The 21,963-nt window shown below is 64.8% G+C and carries 19 protein-coding genes and 1 pseudogene; 10 read left to right on the top strand and 10 right to left on the bottom strand.

Annotation, left to right across the window (positions count from 1 at the left end):
* Nucleotides 1–55: 55 nt before the first annotated feature.
* The 3 genes from F2P44_RS21645 to F2P44_RS21635 all read right to left on the bottom strand — a co-directional run bounded on the left by F2P44_RS21645 (nucleotide 56) and on the right by F2P44_RS21635 (nucleotide 3,301).
* Nucleotides 56–970 carry a carbohydrate kinase family protein gene (locus F2P44_RS21645; protein WP_167089200.1) on the bottom strand — a complete coding sequence of 305 codons (915 nt, stop codon included), beginning with the start codon at nucleotides 968–970 and terminating at the stop codon, nucleotides 56–58.
* A 1-nt stretch (nucleotide 971) separates the two neighbouring features.
* The gene (locus tag F2P44_RS21640) at nucleotides 972–2,180 is read right to left on the bottom strand and encodes an AGE family epimerase/isomerase (RefSeq protein ID WP_167089198.1); all 1,209 of its coding nucleotides are present in this window, start codon (nucleotides 2,178–2,180) and stop codon (nucleotides 972–974) included.
* Between the two features lie 101 nt (nucleotides 2,181–2,281).
* A complete protein-coding gene (locus tag F2P44_RS21635; RefSeq protein WP_167089196.1) occupies nucleotides 2,282–3,301 on the bottom strand; it encodes a LacI family DNA-binding transcriptional regulator in 1,020 nt (339 codons plus the stop codon).
* Between the two features lie 381 nt (nucleotides 3,302–3,682).
* Between F2P44_RS21635 and F2P44_RS21630 the strand changes: the two genes are divergently transcribed.
* Genes F2P44_RS21630 through axe2C form a run of 5 tightly spaced genes read left to right on the top strand, consistent with a single transcriptional unit; the run spans nucleotide 3,683 to nucleotide 10,317 of the window.
* Nucleotides 3,683–5,938, top strand: coding sequence for a glycoside hydrolase family 3 C-terminal domain-containing protein (locus F2P44_RS21630; protein ID WP_167089194.1), 2,256 nt, complete (start codon nucleotides 3,683–3,685; stop codon nucleotides 5,936–5,938).
* 6 nt (nucleotides 5,939–5,944) lie between these two features.
* Nucleotides 5,945–7,282, top strand: a complete 1,338-nt coding sequence (locus F2P44_RS21625; protein ID WP_167089192.1) for a glycoside hydrolase 5 family protein — start codon at nucleotides 5,945–5,947, stop codon at nucleotides 7,280–7,282.
* Between the two features lie 20 nt (nucleotides 7,283–7,302).
* Nucleotides 7,303–8,511 (top strand): glycoside hydrolase family 27 protein, encoded by a 1,209-nt coding sequence (locus F2P44_RS21620; protein WP_187363384.1) that lies wholly within the window; start codon nucleotides 7,303–7,305, stop codon nucleotides 8,509–8,511.
* Nucleotides 8,512–8,517: 6 nt separating this feature from the next.
* On the top strand, nucleotides 8,518–9,264 hold the full coding sequence (locus tag F2P44_RS21615) for a GDSL-type esterase/lipase family protein (protein WP_167089190.1): 747 nt from the start codon (nucleotides 8,518–8,520) through the stop codon (nucleotides 9,262–9,264).
* A 6-nt stretch (nucleotides 9,265–9,270) separates the two neighbouring features.
* Nucleotides 9,271–10,317, top strand: a complete 1,047-nt coding sequence (axe2C, locus tag F2P44_RS21610; RefSeq protein ID WP_167089188.1) for a bifunctional acetylxylan esterase/glucomannan deacetylase AxeC2 — start codon at nucleotides 9,271–9,273, stop codon at nucleotides 10,315–10,317.
* Nucleotides 10,318–10,414: 97 nt separating this feature from the next.
* Here axe2C and F2P44_RS35715 read toward each other — a convergent pair whose 3' ends face one another.
* The 4 genes and pseudogenes from F2P44_RS35715 to F2P44_RS35700 form a co-directional block, all read right to left on the bottom strand.
* Nucleotides 10,415–10,795 (bottom strand): hypothetical protein, encoded by a 381-nt coding sequence (locus F2P44_RS35715; protein WP_229423685.1) that lies wholly within the window; start codon nucleotides 10,793–10,795, stop codon nucleotides 10,415–10,417.
* A gap of 80 nt (nucleotides 10,796–10,875) precedes the next feature.
* Nucleotides 10,876–11,220, bottom strand: a pseudogene (locus F2P44_RS35710) (TonB-dependent receptor plug domain-containing protein); the annotation flags it as partial.
* Between the two features lie 286 nt (nucleotides 11,221–11,506).
* Nucleotides 11,507–12,274, bottom strand: coding sequence for a PEP-CTERM sorting domain-containing protein (locus tag F2P44_RS35705; RefSeq protein WP_167089186.1), 768 nt, complete (start codon nucleotides 12,272–12,274; stop codon nucleotides 11,507–11,509).
* A 205-nt stretch (nucleotides 12,275–12,479) separates the two neighbouring features.
* Complete coding sequence (locus F2P44_RS35700; RefSeq protein WP_229423677.1) at nucleotides 12,480–12,737, bottom strand: YkgJ family cysteine cluster protein; 258 nt, start codon at nucleotides 12,735–12,737, stop codon at nucleotides 12,480–12,482.
* A 97-nt stretch (nucleotides 12,738–12,834) separates the two neighbouring features.
* On the opposite strand from F2P44_RS35700, the gene F2P44_RS21595 reads away from it, so the two are divergent.
* From F2P44_RS21595 to F2P44_RS21575, 5 genes are all read left to right on the top strand, one after another.
* Entirely contained in the window at nucleotides 12,835–13,590 is a 756-nt protein-coding gene (locus tag F2P44_RS21595; RefSeq protein WP_167089184.1) for a FadR/GntR family transcriptional regulator, read from the top strand.
* A 232-nt stretch (nucleotides 13,591–13,822) separates the two neighbouring features.
* A complete protein-coding gene (gene kdgD, locus F2P44_RS21590) occupies nucleotides 13,823–14,734 on the top strand; it encodes a 5-dehydro-4-deoxyglucarate dehydratase (protein ID WP_167089182.1) in 912 nt (303 codons plus the stop codon).
* Nucleotides 14,735–14,754: 20 nt separating this feature from the next.
* Complete coding sequence (locus F2P44_RS21585; RefSeq protein ID WP_167089180.1) at nucleotides 14,755–16,335, top strand: aldehyde dehydrogenase (NADP(+)); 1,581 nt, start codon at nucleotides 14,755–14,757, stop codon at nucleotides 16,333–16,335.
* 84 nt (nucleotides 16,336–16,419) lie between these two features.
* Entirely contained in the window at nucleotides 16,420–17,787 is a 1,368-nt protein-coding gene (locus F2P44_RS21580) for an MFS transporter (RefSeq protein ID WP_167089178.1), read from the top strand.
* Between the two features lie 7 nt (nucleotides 17,788–17,794).
* Complete coding sequence (locus tag F2P44_RS21575; RefSeq protein ID WP_167089176.1) at nucleotides 17,795–18,688, top strand: SMP-30/gluconolactonase/LRE family protein; 894 nt, start codon at nucleotides 17,795–17,797, stop codon at nucleotides 18,686–18,688.
* A gap of 1 nt (nucleotide 18,689) precedes the next feature.
* On the opposite strand, the gene F2P44_RS21570 is transcribed toward F2P44_RS21575, so the two are convergent.
* The 3 genes from F2P44_RS21570 to F2P44_RS21560 are packed head-to-tail and all read right to left on the bottom strand — an operon-like array spanning nucleotide 18,690 to nucleotide 21,961.
* Entirely contained in the window at nucleotides 18,690–19,118 is a 429-nt protein-coding gene (locus F2P44_RS21570) for a DUF4440 domain-containing protein (protein ID WP_167089174.1), read from the bottom strand.
* 28 nt (nucleotides 19,119–19,146) lie between these two features.
* Nucleotides 19,147–20,541, bottom strand: coding sequence for a multicopper oxidase family protein (locus F2P44_RS21565; protein WP_167089172.1), 1,395 nt, complete (start codon nucleotides 20,539–20,541; stop codon nucleotides 19,147–19,149).
* Nucleotides 20,542–20,554: 13 nt separating this feature from the next.
* Entirely contained in the window at nucleotides 20,555–21,961 is a 1,407-nt protein-coding gene (locus F2P44_RS21560) for a TolC family protein (protein ID WP_167089170.1), read from the bottom strand.
* Nucleotides 21,962–21,963: the final 2 nt, after the last annotated feature.

The raw sequence follows: 21,963 nt of genomic DNA, 5'->3' as shown, positions 1-21,963 counted from the left end.
CGGTGCTTTCTCGGGAACCGGTCATGCATTGTAACGCGGCCGGCGGCGGCGCTCTTTAGTGCTGCAACAAACCTTCGACCGTTTGCAGTGCTGGCGGCGCCGCGCCCGCCGACAGGCAGGCTGCCGCGCCGGCGGCCACCGCGAAACGCAGGTGATCGAGCGGCGCGCGCTGCGGTTCGTGCATGAAGCTCCAGGCCAGCGCCGCAATGCTGGCGTCGCCCGCGCCGACGCTGTCGACGACGGTAATACGCGGTGGGGCAGCATCCCATGCTTCGTCGCCGATGTGCAGCGAAGCGCCTTGCGCGCCGCGCGTGTACAGGTAAGTGGCGCCCGGGTTCCAGCCGCGCAGGGTGGCAAACGCATTCTCCAGGTCGGTGCTGCGAAACAGCCCGGCCAGGTCCTCATCGGACACCTTGATCACATCGGCCAGCGCCGTCATGCGCTGCAAGGTGGCGTCGTAGCGCTGGTCCATCAGCGCGCGGAAGTTAGGGTCGTAGCTGATCTTGGCGCCATCGGCCTTGAGGGACGCTGCCAGCGCCACCAGCTTGCCGGCGAGCGGCTCGCGCGCCAGGCTGATGCCGCCGAAGTGCGCCCACTTGCAGTGCGCGCGCCAGCCGTCCGGCAGGCGCGCCGCGTCGAAGTGCAGGTCGGCGCTGTCGTCGCCCACGAAAAAATAGCTGGGCGGGTCGGTCCGGTAGACGATCGCCAGCAGCGGCGAGCGCGCCTCGCGCTGCACGAAGCGCACATCCAGCCCGGCCGCCACGCTGGCGTCCCACAACTGGTCGCCGAACACGTCGCAGCTGACAGCGCCGGCGAAGGCGCTCGGCACGCCCAGGCGCGCCATGGCGCGCGCCACGTTCCAGGTCGAGCCGCCCACCTGGCTGCTCCAGCGCTGCTGGCCGGGATCGGCGATCATGTCGGTCAGCGCTTCGCCGGCGGCCACGAACGCGGGAAAGATCGGAGCGTTCATGTCAGTCCTTCAGTACATTGAGCACTTCGTAGCAGGCGCCCATGGTGTGATAGTCGACCTTGCCGGCCGGGCTTTTCTGGTCGGTCAGCTTGGCGTTGGCCGGGCTGAGAATGCGGTACCAGGCGCCATGCTGGTGGTCGACGAAGTGCGTCCAGCTGTATTCCCAGATGCGCTGGTACCAGTCCCAGTACACCGCCTCGCCCGTGCGCGCGCCCAGCAGCGCGGCCGCGGCCAGGCTTTCGGCCTGCACCCAGAAGTATTTGTGGCCGTCGCAAATGCTGCCGTCCGGCGCGAAGCCGTAGAAGATGCCGCCGTGCTGCGCATCCCAGGCCCTGTCCATCGCCTGCAGGAACAGGGCGGAGGCGCGCGGCAGCAGCCAGTGGGCTCCGTCCAGCAGGTGGGCCTTGTGGCGCTCCAGGATCAGCAGCAGCTTGCTCCACTCGGTCAGGTGGCCGGGCTGGAAGCCCCAGGGGCGGAAGATATTGGTGCTGTCGTGACGGTTGTAGTCATGGTCGACCGACCAGTCGACGTGATAGTGCTCCCACACGGTGTTGTCGCACAACGCGGCCTGGCGCATGGTGACGTTGTAGGCCAGCGTTTCGGCGCGGCGCAGGTAGGCGTTCTCGCCGGTCGCTTCAAAAGCGCTGAGCAAGGCTTCGCAGGCGTGCATATTGGCGTTCTGGCCGCGGTAGGCCGACAGTTGCGACCAGTCGGCGCTCGCTTCGTCGGCGTACAGGCCGTGCTGCGGCTCCCAGAAGCGGCGCTCCATCAGGGCGAAGGTTTCTTCGATATGCAGGCGCGCCTCTTCCACGCCGGCCATCAGCGCGTGCGAATATGCCAGCAACACGAAGGCCAGGCCGTAGCAATGATTAGTCGCATCCGTGACCTCGGCCTTGCCATCGGCCCAGTGCAGTTGCCAGCAATAGCCGCCGGTGAGCGGATTGCGGTGCGCGGCGCGCAGGAAGTCCAGCCCGTGTAAAAGACGCATCTCGTCGGCCGGATCGCCAAACTCGCGGTACGCCATCGCGTAATTGAAGATGAAGCGTGTGCTGCTTACCAGATGGCGCGTGTGCGCGTCGTAGACGGTGCCGTCGTCCTTGTAGAAGTGATAGAAGCCGCCGCTCGGATCGACGCAGCGCGGATCGTAAAAGCGTTTGGTGTGGCGAATGTGGTCAAGCAGGGTGTCGCGCGAATGAAAATCGGGGGCCATCGTCAAGTCTCGTTGTCAAAAAAGGGTGTTAATAGCGTACGGACGCGGGCCGGGAGACCACGCGTGCACACAGCTTGGTCAGTCGGTGAAGGAAGCTCGCTCTATTTGTGCGGCACGAAGTCGTCGCACACGGTGCTGGCGCGCACAATCAGTTCCACCGGGGCGACTTGTTCGACAGGTTCTTCCTGCTGGTCGCGCAGCAGCAGCTCGACGCCCATCGCGCCGAGCGCTTTTTTGTCGATGCGCAGGGTGGTCAGGGGCCGGTGCCCGAGCACAGCGCTGGAGATGTCGTCAAAGCCGACGATCGATACGTCGTGCGGCACCGTCAGGCCGGCCGCCAGGCAGCAGCGCATCGCCACCAGGGCGGCGCTGTCGTTGTAGCAGAACACCGCGTCCGGTGGATTGGGCAGGGCCAGCAGCGACTGCATCGCTTCGCAGGCCCCGGTTTCGAGGTCGACGCCTTCCGGCAGGCTCGCTTCCAGGCGCGGGTCGGCCAGCATGCCCGACTCGAACAGGGCCTGGCGGTAGCCCTTGTTTCGTTCACGCACGCTGTAGTGGCCGAGGGAACCCGAGATCATGCCGATGCGCGTGCGTCCGAGGCCGATCAGGTGTTTGGTGGCCAGGTAGCCGCCCATGAAATTGTCGGGGTTGACCGAGCTGTAACCGCGCAGCTTCATGTCGATCAGGACCAGCGGCTTGCCGCTCGCGCGCAGGGCGCCCAGCAGCTCGGGTTCGAAAAAGCCGGCGCACACGATCGCGTCCGGCGCATGCATGCGCAACTGCTCGGTCACGCCATCGGCCGGACCGACCGCCATGAACGAGAGGACGATGCCCTGCTTGCGGCAGGCTTCCTCGGCCCCGTGCAGCACCGGCGAATAAAACGGACTGCTGGCGGCCGTGTTGTGCTGGCGGTGCAGCAAAAAGGTCAGGCGCCGCATGCGCTTGCGCCGCAGGTTGGCAAAATCGTAGCCCAGTTCATGGGCGGCCGACAGCACCATCTGGCGCGTGGTTTCGGTCAGTCCCGGCTCGTTCTTGAGCGCGCGCGAAATCGTCCCCGCCGAGACGCCGGCAAACTTGGCGATGTCGCGGATGGTGACGTTCGATGGGCTGGCGGCGCTCATCGGAACGGGACCAGCGGGGGGCGCGGACGCGCTGTCGGATGGATCACAAGCTTCTCCAGTGGCAGATGCCTTTTCATGCTGAGAGTCTTGCATATCGATGAGCCCATGGTCAAACGATTGGTCCGGTTTGCAAACAGTTTAGCCGGGTTTTACTAAACAGGGCAGCGCAGACTGTTGCGAAGCCGCTCAAGCGCGCCGCCCCGGGCTAGCGCCCTGCCAGCGGCCGCCCGCGTGTTTAGTGATCATGGCTAAACATGATCGAAAGCGCCACCTTCTGTTTGACCGGCCGACCGTCCGCATGCACACTCACCTCATCCATATAAACCGGCCGGCGACCTTTCCGGGCGCCGAGCGGGTAAATACAAAGAGGAGACAGGCACGATGACCACCCGCACGACCACCCTGATCAAACACACCCTCGCCGTCGCCATCGCGGCCGCCCTGCCGCTCATTGCCGGCGCGGCCGAGGCGCCCATGCCCTGGATGAACCGCGCCCTCTCCGCCGGCCAGCGCGCCACGCTGGTGCTCAAGGAGATGACGCAGGAAGAAAAGCTGCAATGGGTGTACGGCTACTTCGGGTCGGACTTCGCACCCAAGAAAACCATCAAGATCGCGGCCGCCCTGCCGTCGTCGGCCGGCTACATTCCCGGCGTGGCACGCCTTGGCCTGCCGGAGCTGTTCGAGACTGACGCCGGCCTTGGCGTGGCCTCGCAGGCCAGCGCCAATCCGCGCGAGCGCACCTCGCTGCCATCTGGCCTTGCCACGGCGGCCACCTGGAACCCCAAGCTGGCCTACCAGGGCGGCGCGATGATCGGTGCCGAGGCGCGCGCCTCGGGCTTTAACGTGATGCTGGCCGGCGGCGTGAACCTGATGCGCGATCCGCGCAACGGCCGCAATTTCGAATATGCCGGCGAAGACCCGCTGCTGTCCGGGATCATGGTGGGGCAGGCGGTCAAGGGCATCCAGTCCAACCACCTGATCTCGACCGTCAAGCACTATGCGCTGAACAACCAGGAAACCGGCCGCAACGAACTTGACGCGCGCATCGGCGATGTGGCGGCGCGCACCAGCGACCTGCTGGCCATGCAGCTGGTGATCGAACAGGGCGACCCCGGTTCTGTGATGTGCGCCTACAACCGCGTCAACGGTCCCTATGCATGCGAGAACGCGTGGCTGCTCAACGAAGTGCTCAAGCAGGACTGGGGCTTCAAGGGCTATGTGATGTCCGACTGGGGCGCGGTGCACAGCACCGTGGCATCGGCCAACAATGGGCTGGACCAGCAGTCCGGCTCCGAATTCGACAAGTCGCCCTACTTTGCGGGCGCGCTGGAAGAAGCGGTCAAGACCGGATCCGTGGCGCAGTCGCGCTTCGATAATATGGTCTACCGTATTTTGTACGCGATGTTCGACAAGGGCGTGGTGGACCATCCGGTCAAGCCGGACGGCGCCATCGACTTTGCCGCGCATGGCCTGATCAGCCGCACAGATGCCGAAGAGAGCATGGTCCTGCTCAAGAACGACGGCCAGGTGCTCCCTTTGCGCAAGGACGTGAAAACGATTGCAGTCATCGGCGGCTATGCCGACCAGGGCGTGCTGTCCGGCGGCGGTTCGTCGCAGGTGTATCCGATCGGCGGCAGCGCGGTCAAGGGTTTGCTGCCGGCCAGTTGGCCCGGTCCGGTGGTGTACCACCCTTCCGCGCCGGTGAAGGAAATCGCCGCGCTGGCGCCCGGCGCCAAGGTCGTTTTCGACAGTGGCGCCGATCCTGCAAGGGCAGCGCAGCTGGCCGCGAGCGCCGACGCGGTGATCGTGTTCGGCACCCACTGGATCGGCGAAGCCAACGACGCGCTTGACCTGGCGCTGCCCGACAAGCAGGATGAGCTGATTGCGGCCGTTGCCGCCGCCAATCCGCGCACCGTGGTCGTGTTGGAGACCAGCGGTCCGGTGCTGATGCCGTGGCTGGGCAAGACGGCGGCCGTGCTGCAAGCGTGGTACCCGGGCACGCGCGGAGGAGAAGCGATCGCGCGCGTGCTGTTTGGCGATGTCAATCCATCCGGGCACTTGCCGGCCACTTTCCCGGCGTCCCTCAGCCAGTTGCCGCGCCCCGTGCTCGATGGCGATCCTGCCAAGCCGCAGATGCAGTTCAAGGTCGACTATCACGAAGGCGCGGCGGTGGGATACAAGTGGTTCGACCTCAAAAAACACAAGCCGCTGTTCCCGTTCGGGCATGGCTTGTCGTACACCCGGTTTGAATATTCAGCCCTGGCGGGCGGGTACAAGGACGGGCAGCTGCAGGTGCGCTTCAAGGTAAGCAATACGGGCAAGGTGGCCGGCAAGGATGTGGCGCAGCTGTACGTCTCCCCGCTTGGCGCGCGCTGGGAAGCGCCCAAGCGCCTGGCCGGCTGGGACAAGGTCGACCTGCAGCCCGGCGAGACGCGCGAGGTGACGCTCACGGTGGAGCCGCGCATGCTGGCTGTCCTCCATGGCCCGTCCAAGACCTGGCGCATCGCCAAAGGGAAGTACACATTGTTGCTGGCGCAGGATGCCGGCGGCACTGGCGAAAGCAGCATCACGGTCGACCTCCCGGCGCGCAAGCTGGACCTGCATGGCAAAGCCGTCCCTTCAACCGGGAAAAGGTAAAACGCGATGATCAAGATGAACCAGTTGGGTGCGGCATTGGCAATGGCGGGTCTGGTGAGCGGCGCGGCGTCGGCGGCGGCACCGGTGAGCGCGGCGGGCAAGAGCGAATTCGTGACGGTGAAAAATACGCATTTCGCGCGCAAGGGCAAATCGTATTACATCGCCGGCGCCAATTTCTGGTACGGCGGCTATCTGGGCTCGCCGTCGGGCGTGGGCGAGCGTGCGCGCCTGCTCAAGGAACTCGATACCATGAAGGCGCTTGGGATCAACAATGTGCGTGTACTGGCGGTCTCCGAAAAAACCGCGATGACCAGCGCGGTGCGGCCCGCCACTACCAATGGTCCGGGCAAGTACGACGAGGACCTGCTGGCGGGCCTCGACTTCCTGGTCGATGAACTGGGCAAGCGCGACATGACGGTCGTGCTTTACCTGAACAACTTCTGGCAGTGGTCGGGCGGGATGACGCAGTACCTGAACTGGTTTGAAGGTACTCCGGCGATCGACCCGAACGTGACCAAGGACTACGACGACTACATGGCCAAGACGGCGCGCTTCTACGCCAACAAGGACGCGCAGAAGGAGTATCGCGGCACCATCAGGAAGATCGTCGGGCGGGTCAACAGCATCAACGGCAAGGCGTACCGCGACGATCCGGCGATCATGTCGTGGCAACTGGCGAACGAACCACGCCCGGGCAACGGCAAGGCAAGCGACAAGGAGAAAGCGATCTACACCAAATGGATCGCCGAGACCGCGCAGTACATCCATGAACTGGACAGGAACCACCTGGTGAGCAGTGGCAGCGAAGGCCTGGCCGGGTCGGCGCAGGATGCCAAATTGTTCATGGCCTCGCATTCGTCGAAACACATCGATTACCTTACTTATCACCTGTGGCCGAAAAACTGGGGCTGGTTCGACTCCAAGAAGCCAGTCGAGAGCTGGGACGGGGCAATTGCCAAGAGCCGCGATTACCTGAATGTGCACATCGACATGGCAAAAACGATCGGCAAGCCAATCGTGCTGGAAGAGTTCGGGCTGGATCGTGACGGCGCCTCGTTCGACATCAAGGCCGGCACCAAAATCCGCGACCGCTTCTATGGCGAGATTTTCAACCTGATCCAGCGCCGCGCCGCCAGTGGCGATCCGATCGCGGGCTGGAACTTCTGGGCCTGGGGCGGCGCCGGGCGTGCCGCCAACGCCGACTACTGGTGGAAGCAGGGCAATGACTTCATGGGCGATCCGCCGCAGGAAGAGCAGGGCCTGTACTCGGTGTTCGACTCCGATGCCAGTTCGCTGGCGCTGATCAAGGACCATGCGGGAAAACTGCGCTCGCTCCAGAGGTGAACTCTTCGACAGGAAGATCCATGAAAATCGTGACGACGCTGCTGATCCCGGCGGCCCTGCTGCTGGGCGCGAACGCCTCCGCACAGAAGTTCGAAAACCTCGCGGCCACGCCGCAAATGGGCTGGAACAGCTGGAACAAATTCGCCTGCAATATCGATGAAAAGCTGATCCGCGAAACGGCCGACGCCATGCTCAGGATCGGCATGCAGGACGCCGGCTACGAATACGTCAACATCGACGACTGCTGGCACGGCAAGCGTGACAAGAACGGGAACGTCCAGCCCGATCCCGAGCGCTTTCCGTCCGGGATGAAGGCGCTGGCTGACTACGTGCATGCGAAAGGCCTCAAGCTGGGCATCTATTCGGACGCCGGCGCCACCACCTGCGGCGGGCGCCCGGGCAGCCGCGGTCACGAATACCAGGATGCGATCACCTACGCCGCCTGGGGCATCGATTACGTCAAGTACGACTGGTGCGATACCAAGGGCCTGAACGCGGCCGCCGCCTACACCACCATGCGCGACGCGATCCGCAGCGCCGGCCGGCCCATGTTGCTCAGCATGTGCGAGTGGGGCGACAACAAGCCGTGGGAGTGGGGCGCCGACATCGGCCATTCGTGGCGCACCACCGGCGACATTTATCCGTGCTGGGATTGCGAGATCAATCACGGCTCGTGGTCCGCCTTCGGCGTGCTGCGCATCCTCGACAAGCAGGCCGGCCTGCGCAAGCACGCCGGTCCCGGGCACTGGAACGACATGGACATGATGGAAGTCGGCATGGGCATGACCGAGGACGAAGACCGCGCCCACTTCTCGATCTGGGCCATGATGGCGTCGCCCCTCATCTCGGGCAACGACCTGCGTTCGATGCCGGAATCGACCCGCAAGATCCTCACCAACAAGGATGTTATCGCGATCAACCAGGACAAGCTGGGCGTGCAGGCATGGAAGTTCATGTCCGAAGGGACGCTGGAGCTGTGGGCCAAGCCGCTGGCCGATAACGGCCGGGCACTGATGATCCTCAATCGCGGCGCCGGCGCCGTCAACTACAAGTTGGACTGGAAAAAGCACAAGATCGGGGATGACCTGAGCAAGCGCGAACTCGATACCGGCAAGACGGCCTACCGCTGGACCGATGCCTGGAGCGGCAAGACGGGCGACACCGGCCAATCCCTCGACCTTAACATCGCGTCGCACAGCGTGGCGATGCTGCACCTGAAAGCAAAGTGACCGAACATGAACCTGCGTATTCTATCCATCCTGCTGGCCGGTACGCTGGCTGCCCACGTCGCGCATGCCGAGCCACTCGATATGGCGGCCGGCGTGCAAACCTGCGCCCTCAATATCAAGCCGCGTACCCAGCAATACCCGTGGATGTCGATCGGGCGCTGGCAGCGCATGCATGAAGACCAGCTGGCCCTGGCCGACAAAGGCGATGTGGACCTGATGTTCATCGGCGATTCGATTACCGAAGGCTGGCCGCGCGCGATCCGGGAAGCGAATTTCGGCGGCTACAAGGCGGGCAATTTCGGCATCGGCGGCGACAATACCGGCAACGTGTTGTGGCGCTTGCAGGACAAGCGCATGGCGAAACTCCGGCCCAAGGCGATTGTGCTGCTCATCGGCGTGAACAATCTGGGTCTGTGCGGCGAGAAGCCGGAGCAGATTTTTTCCGGCATCCAGGCGGTGGTCGCGGCCTTGCGCAAGCAGTACCCGGACGCGCGCATCCTGCTCAATGCCGTGCTGCCGACCGGCGAACTGGCGGCGAGCGAGCGGCGCCAGAATGTCGTCACGCTCAACAAGATGGTCGCGACCTTGGGCGATGGCCGCCACGTGGTTTTCCGTGATTATGGGGCGTCGTTCGTGCGCCCTGATGGCAGCATTGGCACCGACATCATGGGCGATCATCTTCACCTCACGCAAAAGGGCTACGTCATCTGGGCCGACGTCATGCTGCCCGACGTGCAAACATTGATGAAGTAGGGCGCCATGAATCGCACCGCACTGGCGCTGGCGCTGCTGCTGGCCCATGCTGGCGTCCGGGCCGAACCAGTGGTGCGCGCGGACGACCCGCGCATCGCGCGCATGGGCAGGACCGTTGCCCTGGCCGATGGCAGCCTGCGCTTCTCCTATCCCGGCGTGCAGCTGTCGCTGTCGTTCGAGGGCAAAGCCTTGTCGGTCGATGCCTTGGCCAGTGGTGAGCGCAGCATTCTCGAAGTTATCGTCGACGGTGGCGCGCCACGCATCATCAAGTTGTCGGCGACGGCGCGAACCATCAAGCTGGTGGACGAGCGCCAGGCGGGCCTGCACCGCGTCGACATCATGCACCGTACCGAAAGCTGGCACGGCGTCGTCACGCTGGCCCGGTTCGTGGCCGACGGCACGCTGCGCACCGCACCGGTGCTCCCGCAGCGCAAAATGCTCGTTCTCGGCGACTCGGTCTCCTGCGGCGAAGCCATCGACCGGGTTGCCGGCGAGGTGAAGAAGCCGTCGTGGTGGAACCCGCGCGCGTCGTACGGCATGCTGGCCGCGCAGGCGCTCGGTGCGCAGGTTCAGCTGGTCTGCCATGGCGGGCGCGGGTTGCTGCGCAGCTGGAACGGCCGCACCGATGAGGACAATCTTCCCGATTTCTACGAGCTGGCCATCGCCAACGAAGAGCAACGGGTGCGCTGGAACCATGCCGCTTACTGGCCCGGCCTGATTGTCGTCGCGATTGGCACCAACGATTTCAGCACCGGCATTCCGGAGCGCGATGCCTATGTCAATGCCTACGTTGGCTTGCTGCGCACGCTGCTGCGTAATCATCCGCATGCGCTGGTGGTGCTGACCGAAGGTGCGATTCTCAATGGCGAGCGCAAGGCCGCCCTGACCAGCTATATCGCCGACACCATCCGGCGCGTCGGCAGCGCACGCGTGCACGCCGTGGCATCCGCCCACTATCCGGGCGACGCGACCGATGCCCATCCCACCAAAGCGCAGCACGGCGCGATGGCGCGCGAACTGCTTCCCCAGCTACGTGACTTGACCGGCTGGTAATCGCGCGTGGTCCGCCAGCCACCGGCGACAAAAAAAGAGCCGGTACACCGCAGGATTGTCCACGGTACACCGGCCCAAGCAACCCCGGTAAAACGGATCAGTAATTCACGCCCACGCGCACGGCCCACTGGTCCTGGTTGGTGTAGTAGTCCTTCTTGCCGACCTTGTTGTTGAAGCGCTGGTCGACGTGGTGGATGCCATCCGGGATCCAGCCGTAAGCGGGCGCGTTCGCTTCGCTCAGGTCGCGCATCCGGTTGGCGTCGCCGTCGCGCCGCACTAACATGTATGTGGCGCGCAGGGCCAGCATGTCGTTGACGGCGACATTCTGGACGATGCTGGCCTGCTTCCTGTTGTAGTTGCCAAGCTCGATGTTGGCCTTGCCGTAGTTGCCGCTGAAGTCAGGCTTGGCCGAGATGAGGTTGACGTCGCCGCCGGTCGAATTGCGGCCGAACAGCGTGCCTTGCGGGCCGCGCAGCACTTCCGCTGGCCGATGTCGAACATTGGCGCCTGCGCGCCTTGTGGACGCGGCGAGTACAGGCCGTCGACGTGAAAGCCGACGGCCGGGTCGCCCGTTTCGGTGAAGTTGGTCGAGGTGATACCACGGATGGTGATCTGCACGGCCGAATCGAGGCCGGTGTTTTCGATGACGACGTTGGGGATGTCGCCGGCCAGGTCCCTGAGGCTCTGGGCGCCCTTGCGCGTGAGCGGGTCCTGGCTCAGGGCCGTGACCGCCAGCGGGGTGCGCAGCAGCGAGGTGGAGTGGCGGGTGGCGGTGACTTTGACTTCCTGGATTTGATCCGGGTCGTTATTGGCGGGGGCGGTATTGTCGGCGGCGCTGCCGGCAGTTTGCGCTTGGCCGGGCAGGAGCGCACAGCCGAACGCGCTGGCGACCGCCAGACTCATCAGAGTCCGTGTCGTTGGGAATAGCATCTTGTCTCCTGATTTCCATTTGGATTATGTGCGCGCGGCTTGGCGAGCCCGCTTGCGCTTATATGCAACACAGTGGTGACCCGCCAGCTGTGGCAAGCGATGCAGCCTTGCAGGGATGGGCGAATCGATTGAATTGAGTATTGCATTCGAAAAATCGGAGGGTCAAACGATTCCCTGAATCACGCTATAGTTTCATAGGCTTTACTAGACACGTGCCGCGTCGCGCCGGCATGGCGATCCGGCCGGTGCAAGCGTGCCGTCACCCAAGCCGCTGGCGGGCGCGCCGGCGCGCCGCACCGAGCACGCCGACACCGGCCAGCAGCATGGCATACGTCCCCGGTTCCGGGACGGGAGAGGTATCGAGCAGGACGTAGCTGATGGCGTGCAGGTTGAGCCGGCCCTGCAGTGACGTGGCGCCAGTTGTCATGTAGCCGGACAAGGTGCCGATGTGGCTGCCCTCCTCGACATACGCATCATCGGTGAAGATGTGTTCGTAATTACCGCCAGGTTCGTCATCCATGTGGCCTTCCATTACGCCTCGGGTGAGCTTGAAGAAGTCCGGATCTTCTCCTGGGGTAAGGTCGTAAGTCGTCACGGCGGAGAAACGGATGCCGGTCATGGGCGTGAGATCGAAATTCATTTCATACATGGCGTGGCTGCTGAAATAGTGATGGTTATCGGCGCCGCCGCGTCCATGCGTCGTCGCGCTCAAATGGTCGAACGTGGCCAGGGTGGTGGCGAGGCCGACGATGCCGCTTGCATGCGTATAGCCGGGGCCCGACAGCGTGTCGACTGTTTGCAGGCGATGGTTGAGTGCGTATTTGCTGGTCCCTTCGACCTTTTCGGTGAAATTGATCGCCGGCGCGATGTTGTCGGACAGATCGAGGTCGACTAGCTCGAACTGCCATTGCGATATCGTTACCGTTGCACTGGCATGCGTCAGTTGGGCTTGTGCGGCCAGTGGCGAGGTGGCGCAAGCGACGAACAGTGCGAGCGCAGGCAGGCGTGACATGGATCGGACAGACATGGAGACATCCTTTCAATAAAGGGAGAGGGGCGGCGAGCGCCGCCCTTGCAGCATAAGCGCAACAATGCTTAAAAGCTAACTCTTCTTTGTAAGGGGTGGCGAACGCTGCACAGATGATTCTGTTGGCCCACCTTGACGTGGCTGGCATGGCGTTTTCGCCAGGGCAGATGCCTGTTGTTGACGATGTCTGCCGACATCGGGTGGCCTACACAGGTGCAGTGGCGCGCTCGAGCGCATTGAGCCAGTGGATGGCATATTCGCGGCTGGGACCGCACATTTCCTCGGATGGCTGCAAGCCGCCGCAGAACGCGGGCCGTTCCGGTTTGCCAAAGAGGCAACATCGATTGTCGTCGCCCAGCTGCACGCATCGCACACCTGCGGGTTTCCCTTCCGGCATGCCGGGGATCGGACTGGTGATCGATGGGGCAGTGCAGCAGGCGCCGCAATTGTCACGGCAATTCATACCATCTCATTTCTGTGGGTAAGTCATATGTCACCTAAGTATACACCCCGTTAAATCATAAGATGTCGTACAACTAATGGGGTTGTATAATATATCCATGACATCGACCTTCTCTGCCCAAGCGCTCCCACCACCCCGCAAGAAACACCGCACCCTCGCCCAGGGCGTGGTCGAGCACATCACGGGCAGCATCCAGCAGGGCGTGCTCAAGCCCGGCGACAAGCTGCCGACCGAATCGGCCATCATGGAACAGCATGGCGTGAGCCGCACCGTGGTGCGCGAAGCCATTTCACACTTGCAGGCGGCCGGCTGGGCGCAGACCCGGCACGGCATCGGCACCTTCGTCATCGAGCGCAGCAACGCCGGCCTGGCGATCAATGCCGAGAGCATCGTCACGGTCCTGGATGTACTGGCGATGCTGGAGCTGCGCATCAGCATGGAGGCCGAAGCGGCCTGGCTGGCAGCGGCACGCCGCAGCGAAGCGCAGGTGGCCGAACTGGCCAAGGTGCTCGGTGCCATGCAGCGCAGCGTAGCGCGCGGCAGCCCCGCCGTTGACGCCGATGTGCAATTCCACCTGCTGATCGCGCAAGCCACCGGCAACCGTTATTTCGTCGACATTCTCAGCCAGCTGGGCACCACCATCATCCCGCGCGCGCGCGTCAACACGCCGCAACTGGGGCATGACGATCCAGTCGCCTACCTGGAACGGGTCAACCGCGAGCACGAAGATATCTTCAACGCGATCCTGCGCAAGGACCCGGAAGCGGCGCGCGCCGCCATGCGTACCCACCTGAGCAACAGCCGCGAACGCCTGCGCCAGGCGCAGCAGCAACTGGAGTCGAACGGCGCCTGACGGCCCGCCCCATCGACCGGCCACGCATACCCGAGCGCCGCGCTTCCCGGCGCTCGCGCTGTTCTCGTTTCCCTCCCGTTTCGCCTTCCCTGTTTCGCACCTTCCCGAACTCCACCCACAGCGCCGTGACCCGCGCCCAAACCGCCTGAACGTTGTGCTTGCTTATGTCAAAGACTAGTTGTACGATGACGTATCACTAACGCCAAGCAACCCGCCTATCCCTGGAGCCCTCATGAATCCGCAAGAACTCAAACACATCCTGTCGTCCGGCCTGCTGTCGTTTCCACTGACCGACTTCGACGACCAGGGCAATTTCAACGCACGCACCTACACCGAGCGCCTCGAATGGCTCGCTCCGTACGGCGCCAGCGCCCTGTTCGCGGCCGGCGGCACCGGTGAGTTCTTTTCCCTGACCCCAAGCGAATACTCGGACGTGATCCGCACCGCGGTCGATACCTGCCGTGGCAAAGTGCCGATCCTGGCCGGCGCCGGCGGCCCGACCCGTACCGCGATCACCCTGGCCCAGGAAGCCGAGCGCTTGGGTGCCCACGGCATCCTGCTGCTGCCGCACTACCTGACCGAAGCGAGCCAGGATGGCCTGATCGCCCACGTCGAAGCGGTGTGCGCATCGGTCAAATTCGGCGTCGTCGTCTACAACCGCGGCCAGTGCCGCCTGACCGCCGACTCGCTCGAAAAGCTGGCCGCACGCTGCCCTAACCTGATCGGCTTCAAGGACGGCATCGGCGACATCGAACTGATGGTGCAAATCTGGCGCCGCATGGGCGACCGCTTCAGCTACCTGGGCGGCCTGCCGACTGCGGAAGTTTACGCCGCCGCCTACAAGGCACTGGGTACCCCGGTGTACTCGTCGGCGGTATTTAACTTCATGCCGAAAATGGCGATGGACTTCTACCACGCGATTGCCGCCGACGACCACGCGACCACCAGCCGCCTGTTGGACCAGTTCTTCCTGCCTTACCTCGAAATCCGCAACCGCAAGGCCGGCTACGCAGTGAGCATCGTCAAGGCCGGCGCGCGCCTGGTCGGCCATTCGGCTGGTCCCGTACGCGCTCCGCTGACCGACATGACGGCTGAAGAAGACGCGATGCTGGAGAAGCTGATCACCGCCCAGGGCGCCCAATAATCCCGAATCAGGAACAGCAAATGCAAATCAATGGAGAAATGGTCATCGGCCAACGCACCGTGCGCGGCACGGCCGGCGTGGTGCGCGCGATCGATCCGTCCCGCAACGACTCGATGGGGCCGGACTTCGGCCTGGCCACCGACGCCGACGTCGACGCCGCCTGCGCCCTGGCGCAAAGCGCCTTCGACGCCTACCGCAACACCACCCCGGAACAGCGCGCGGTCTTCCTGGAGACCATCGCCGAAGGCATCCTCAAACTCGGCGCCACGCTGATCGAACGCGCCGCGCTCGAAACCGGCCTGCCGGCAGCGCGCCTGGAAGGGGAACGTGGCCGCACGGTCAATCAACTGCGCCTGTTCGCCAAGGTCGCGCGCGACGGTTACTTCATCGACGCCACCATCGATTCGGCCCTGCCGCAGCGCGTGCCGCCACGTCCCGATCTGCGCCTGCGCAAGATCCCTTTGGGACCAGTCGCCGTGTTCGGCGCCAGTAACTTCCCGCTGGCGTTCTCGGTCGGCGGCGGCGACACCGCGTCGGCGCTGGCCGCCGGCTGCCCGGTCGTGGTCAAGGCGCACGGCGCCCACCCCGGCACCTCGGAACTGGTCGGCAAGGTCATTCAACAGGCGGTGGCCGGCTGCCAGCTTCCCGAAGGCGTGTTCTCGATGCTGTTCGGCGAAGGCCGCCAGATCGGCCAGCGCCTGGTGGACCATCCGGCCATCAAGGCGGTTGGCTTCACCGGCTCGCGCCAGGGCGGCCTGGCGCTGATGCGCACCGCCGCCCTGCGTGCCGAACCGATTCCCGTGTACGCCGAAATGAGCAGCATCAATCCGGTGTTCCTGCTGCCGGCCGCCTTATCGAACGAGCGCGCCGCCGTGGCGCAAGGCTTCGTCGATTCGCTGACCCTGGGCGTGGGCCAGTTCTGCACCAACCCGGGCCTGGTCATGGGCCTGCAGGGCGAGCATTTCGACCAGTTCGTCGAAGCGGCTGCAAGCGCGCTGCAAGCCAAGGGCGCCGGCACCATGCTCACCCCCGGCATCCACCAGGCTTACCTGGGCGGCGTGGAACAGCTCTCCGGCATCGGCGGCGTGACCCTGGTCGCCAAGGGCAAGCCGGACGGCGCCGGCTGCGCGGCGCAAGCCTCGCTGTACGTGTGCGACGCGGCCACCTATCTGTCCACGCCTGCGCTGGAATCCGAGATCTTCGGACCGTGCGCCTTGCTGGTACGCTGCCGCGATGCGCAGCAGATGCAGCAGGTCGCCGAACACCTCGAAGGCCAGTTGACCGCCACCGTGCACGCCCTGGCAGCCGACCGCGCGCACGCCGCCGCGCTGCTGCCGGTGCTGGAACGCAAAGCGGGCCGCATCCTGTTCAACGGCTACCCGACCGGCGTCGAAGTGGCGCATGCGATGGTCCACGGCGGCCCGTTCCCGGCCACCTCCGACAGCCGCAGCACTTCGGTTGGCGCGTCCGCCATCGACCGCTTCCTGCGTCCGGTGTGCTACCAGAATGTGCCGGCGGACTTGCTTCCGGACGCACTCGCCGACCATAATCCCCTGGGCCTGGCCCGCCTTGTCGACGGAGGCATGCAGCTCCCGCAGTAACAGCTGGTCGCGCCGCCGGGGAAACGGGTGTGGAGACACCTTCCGGCGGCGCTGTCTCTAAAAACAACCATAAAGAAGCGACCGATGAACCAGCAAGTCATAGGCAAGTACCGGTGGACGATTTGCGCCCTCCTGTTTTTCGCCACCACCATCAATTATCTGGACCGCCAGGTCCTCAGTCTGCTCGCCACCGACCTGTCGAAGGAATTCGGCTGGTCCAATACCGATTACGCCAACATCACGGCGGCCTTCCAGTTTGTGTACGCGTTCTCGATGCTGTTCGCCGGCCGCGTGATCGACAAGCTCGGGACCAAGCGCGCCTTTGTGCTGGCCATTACCATCTGGTCGCTCGGCGCGATCATGCACGCGTTTGCGATTGGCGTGGGCGAAGGCCTCAACGGCATCCTGGCCAGCCTTGGCATGACGGTGGTGCCGGTGTCGATCGCCGGCTTCATGATGTCGCGCGCGGTGCTGGCGCTGGGCGAAGCGGGCAACTTCCCCGCCGCCATCAAGGCGACCGCCGAATACTTCCCCAAGAAGGAGCGGTCTTTCGCCACCGGCATCTTCAACTCCGGCGCCAACGTCGGCGCCATCCTGGCGCCCATCACCGTGCCGCTGATCGCCGCCGCGTGGGGCTGGCAGATGGCGTTCATCATCATCGGCGCCATTGGTTTTTTCTGGATGGCCTTGTGGATGGTGTTCTACGATACCCCGGCCAACCAGGCGCGCATGGGCAAGGCGGAACTGGACTACATCAACAGCGATTGCGCGGTAGTGCCCGAGCCGGCGGCCGGCGCCGCCCGGCCGAAGACATCCTGGTTCAAGCTGCTCGGCTACCGCCAGACCTGGGCCTTCGCGCTCGGTAAATTCATGACCGACGGCGTGTGGTGGTTCTTCCTTTTCTGGCTGCCGAAGTACCTGTCCGCGACCTATGGCTTGAAAGGTACCGACATCATCGTGCCGCTGGCGGTCCTGTACAGCATGACCATGGTCGGCAGTATCGGCGGCGGCTGGTTCCCTACCTACTTCATCAACCGCGGCGACAATCCCTACGATGGACGCATGAAAGCCATGCTGTGCATCGCCTTCATTCCGCTGGTGGTGCTGCTGGCGCAACCGTTCGGCTACATCAGCTTCTGGGTACCGGTGGTCCTGATCGGCATCGGCGCCTCGGCCCACCAGGCCTGGTCGGCGAACATCTTCACCACCGTTTCCGACATGTTCCCGAAACATAGCGTCGGTTCGGTAGTGGGTATCGGCGGCATGGCCGGCGGCATGGGCGGCGTGCTGCTCACCAAGCTCGGTGGCTGGCTGTTCGATTATTATGGCGGCTTGGGCCAGATCAGCACCGGCTACATGATCATGTTCTCGATCTGCGCGCTGGCCTACCTGGCCGCATGGATGATGATGAAATCACTGGTGCCGCGCTACCGCGAAATCACCGATCTGTAAGGGCAACATGAGCAAGCAAGCCAGCGTCGAAAGGATCACGGACGTCATCTGCGCGGTGGGCGAAAGTCCGCTGTGGAACGCGCGCGAGGGCGCCTGGTACTGGGTCGACATTCCCGCCCGGCGCATCTGGCGCCTGGACGCGGCGTCCGGCGCGGTGCGCAGCTGGGAGTCGGCCGAGATGGTGGCCTGCCTCGCGCTGGCCGAAAGCGGTGTTCTCATCGCCGGCATGGAAAGCGGCGTGTTCGCCGTCACGCTGGGCGAGGGCTACCTGGCCAAGGCGGCCTTCCTGGCCGCGCCGCCCGAACTGGCGCCGGGCATGCGCTTCAACGACGGGCGCTGCGACCGCCAGGGGCGCTTCTGGAGCGGCATCATGTGCCTCGACATGGCCGAAGCGCGCTCCGAGGGCCATCTGTACCGCTACACCCGCGCAGAGGGCATCTCGGCGCCGGTGGTATCGAACCTGATCGTGCAGAACGGCCTCGGTTTTTCGCCGGACGGGCGCACCATGTACCTGTCCGATTCGCACGGCTCGCGCCAGAGAATCTGGGCCTTCGACTACGACACCGACAGCGGCACGCCGCACAGCCAGCGCGTGTTCGTCGACATGAACGCCCATCGCGGGCGTCCGGACGGCGCGGCGGTCGACGTGGATGGCTGCTACTGGATTTGCGGGAACGATGGCGGCTGCCTGCTGCGCTTCACGCCCGAGGGCACGCTCGACCGCACCATCGAGCTGCCGATGCTCAAACCGTCGATGTGCGCTTTTGGAGGCGCCGCGATGGATACCTTGCTGGTCACGTCGATTGCGGCCGGCAAGGCGCCGGATGACCAAACGGCCGGCACGCTGGTGCTGGTGCGCCCGGGCGTGCAGGGCATGCCCGAAACGCGCTTTCGCGACTGACCTATTTGGCCTTGCGCGACGACCAGTGGAAATGCAGTACCAGCCAGCCGTCGCCCTTTTTCTCCAGCAGCGCCGTCTCGGTGCCCAAGGCATTGATAGTCTTGTTCTTGAAGGTGCCGCGGCTCTCGGTCTCGTCCAGGATGATGGCGATGTTGCCTTCGATACGCTCCTTGTGCCGCAGCACCCTGCGCGTGGTGGCCCTGGCGAACGCAATGTCGTCCGCCAGGTGATGGTCCGCATATTCGCTGCGCGAGCGCTCCACGTGGCCGGCTTCGTAAATCACCGCGTCGGGGCTCAGGAGCGCCATCGCGCGCGCCTGGTCGCCCGCGTGCAGGGCGGCGTGGAAGGCCGCCAGCGTCTCGCTGGGCGTCGCCGCCCGGGCATGCAGCGATGCCAGTCCGAGGACGGCAAGCAGAACGAATTGGCGCATCGGCTTCTCTCAGTCGTTGAAAAAAGCGTCAGTGTGCATGATTTTTGCCTGGTTTGGTCACTTGCAGCACTTTCTCGCCCGGTTTTGCCGCCATCCTGTCGGCGTTCGGCGCGCGCACCGGCTCCGGCCTGGCAAGGCCGCCTTCCTTCCATTCGTAGGCCAGCGTGCCGGGCGGATGCTTGTACCAGCCCGGGTCCTTGTAGTCGCCCTTCGCCAACCCTTTGCGCACCTTCATCGTGGTGAACATGCCGCCCATGCCGATGCCGCCGAACGGGCCGCTCCCGGTCATCATCGGCAGCGTGTTGTCCGGCAGCGGCATTTCCATTTCGCCCATGTCGGCCATGCCCTTGTCGCCCATGACCATGTAGCCCGGTACCAGCTTGTTGATCTTGCCGAGCACCTCGCGCTGGTCGACCCCGATCAGGGTCGGCACGTCGTGGCCCATGGCGTTCATGGTGTGGTGCGATTTGTGGCAGTGGAAGGCCCAGTCGCCCGGTTCGGTCGCGACGAATTCGATCGCGCGCATCTGGCCGACCGCGATATCGGTGGTCACTTCCGGCCAGCGCGCCGCCGGCGGGGTCCAGCCGCCATCGGTGCCGGTGACCACGAATTCGTGGCCGTGCATGTGGATCGGGTGGTTGGTCATGGTCAGGTTGCCGACCCGGATGCGCACCTTGTCGTTGTGCGCGATTACCATCGGGTCGATGCCTGGAAACGCGCGGCTGTTGAAGGTCCACAGGTTAAAGTCGAGCATCGTGTTGACCTTGGGCGTGTAGCTGCCCGGGTCGATGTCGTACGCGTTGAGCAAAAAGCAGAAGTCGCGGTCGACCCGCATGACGTTGTGGTCCTTGGGGTGGGTGATCCAGAAACCCATCATCCCCATCGCCATCTGCGTCATTTCGTCGGCGTGCGGGTGGTACATGAAGGTGCCCGGCCGCTTGGCCACGAATTCGTAGACGAAGGTCTTGCCCGGGTTGATGCCGGGCTGGGTCAGGCCGGTCACGCCATCCATGCCGTTGGGCAGGCGCTGGCCGTGCCAGTGCACGCTGGTGTGCTCGGGCAGTCTATTTGTGACGAAGATGCGTACCCGGTCGCCTTCCACCACTTCGATGGTCGGTCCGGGCGATTGGCCGTTGTAACCCCACAGGTTGGCTTTCATGCCAGGGGCGATTTCGCGCACCACCGGTTCGGCCACCAGGTGGAATTCCTTGACGCCGTCCTTCATCCGCCATGGCAAAGTCCAGCCGTTGAGGGTGACCACCGGGTTGTACGGGCGGCCGTTGGGCGGGTTCAAGGGCGGCTGGGTCGCGGCCTTGTCCATGATGACCGCTTCCGGCAGCGAGGCGGCGCCGGCGCGCGAGACCAGCGCCGTGCTGACGGCAACCGCGCCCGCGCCAGTGAAGAAATTTCTACGTGAGACCATGTTGCGTGTCCTTTCAGTGTTGGGCTGGCGCGGCGCTGCCGGTGCGTGGCGCCGGGGTTGCGGCTGCGGCGCTGTCGCCGGCGCCGGTCAGCGCGGCTTGCAGGGCGGCGTCGGCGAGCCAGTAGTCGCGCTGCGCTTCGATGGCGGCGTTGACGCTGACAACCTGCTCGCGCGCGTCGGCCAGCAGTTCGAAGACGCTGATCAGCATCCCGTTGTAGCGCAGCAGCTGTTCGTCGGTGATGCGCTTTTTGAGCGGCACCACTTCGTCGCGGTAGTGGCGCGCCAGGTCGTAGGCGGTGCGGTAGGCGCCATAGCTTTCGCGCACCTGCGCGCGGGCGTCGACAGCCAGGCCGGCGGCGCGGTGCACGGCCTGCATGTACATCGTTTCGGCCTTGGCCACTTTGGTGCCGCCCCAGTCGAACAGGGGAATCTGCAGTTCGATTTCGTAGCCGGTGGCACGCTCGCCGGTCTCGCCGGTGTTGCGCAGGTAACTCAGGTCGAGCAGGTTGACGAAGCGGGTGGCGCGCGTGAGGTGAAGCGACGAGGCCAGTCCGGCCAGTTCCTTTTGCGCCATCAGCAGGTCGAGCCGGTTGTTCATGGCCTGCGTTTCGGCATCGACCACCTCGCGCGGTGCCGCCGGCAGGTCGGGCAGGCATTGGGGCAGGGTGAAGGCGCCCGCGCTCGACAGGCCAAGCAGGCGCGTGAGCTTTTCCCGTTCGAGCGTACGCGTCTGGCGCGCGCGGGCCAGCTGGGCCACCGAATCGGCGTAGAACGCCTGTTCGCGCGCGTGCTGCAGTTTGCTCCAGTTGCCGGCCAGCGCCATGCGGCGCGCCAGTTCGGCGCTCGCTTCGGCCGCGTTTTTCACCTGCTCCATGTACTCGGCGCTTTGCTGGGCCGCGACCGCGCCGTACCAGGCGCGCCGGGTGGCGTCCGCAGTGCGCAGCACGTCGCCGGCCGCGCGCAATTGCGCCTGTTCGTAGCGGCGCCGTTCGAGGCGCGTGGTGACCGGCATCGTCAACAGCCCGATCACGGGCAGCATCAGCTTGCGCTCGATCTCGACGCCGTCGTGGCTTGTCAAGCGGCCGAAGCTGAGTACCGGGTTGGCGATGCGGCCGGCCTGCACCAGGTCCGCTTCGGCGATGCCCAGTTCCGCGTAGCCGGCCTGCAGGCTGCGGTTATTGAGCAGGGCGACGGTCACCGCATCGTCGGCCGACAAAGGCTTGGCCAGCAGCGCGGCGAGCTGGTGTTCGACGCTGCCGGCGCCCGGCGCGCTGGCGGGAATGGCGGCGCCGCTGCGCTGCTGCGCGAGCTGGCGTACGCCGGCGTAGCCGCCGTCGGGTGAGAACGATGCGCAGCCGGCGGCGCCGGCGCAGATGGCCGCCAGGGCGATGCGGCGCAGTGGGGTGGATAGTCGTCGCATCG

The sequence above is a fragment of the Massilia frigida genome (genome assembly GCF_011682175.1).
Classification (GTDB): domain Bacteria; phylum Pseudomonadota; class Gammaproteobacteria; order Burkholderiales; family Burkholderiaceae_D; genus Telluria_A; species Telluria_A frigida.
The sequence above is the reverse complement of the archived record's forward strand: the minus strand, read 5'-3'. Positions and strand labels throughout refer to the sequence as shown.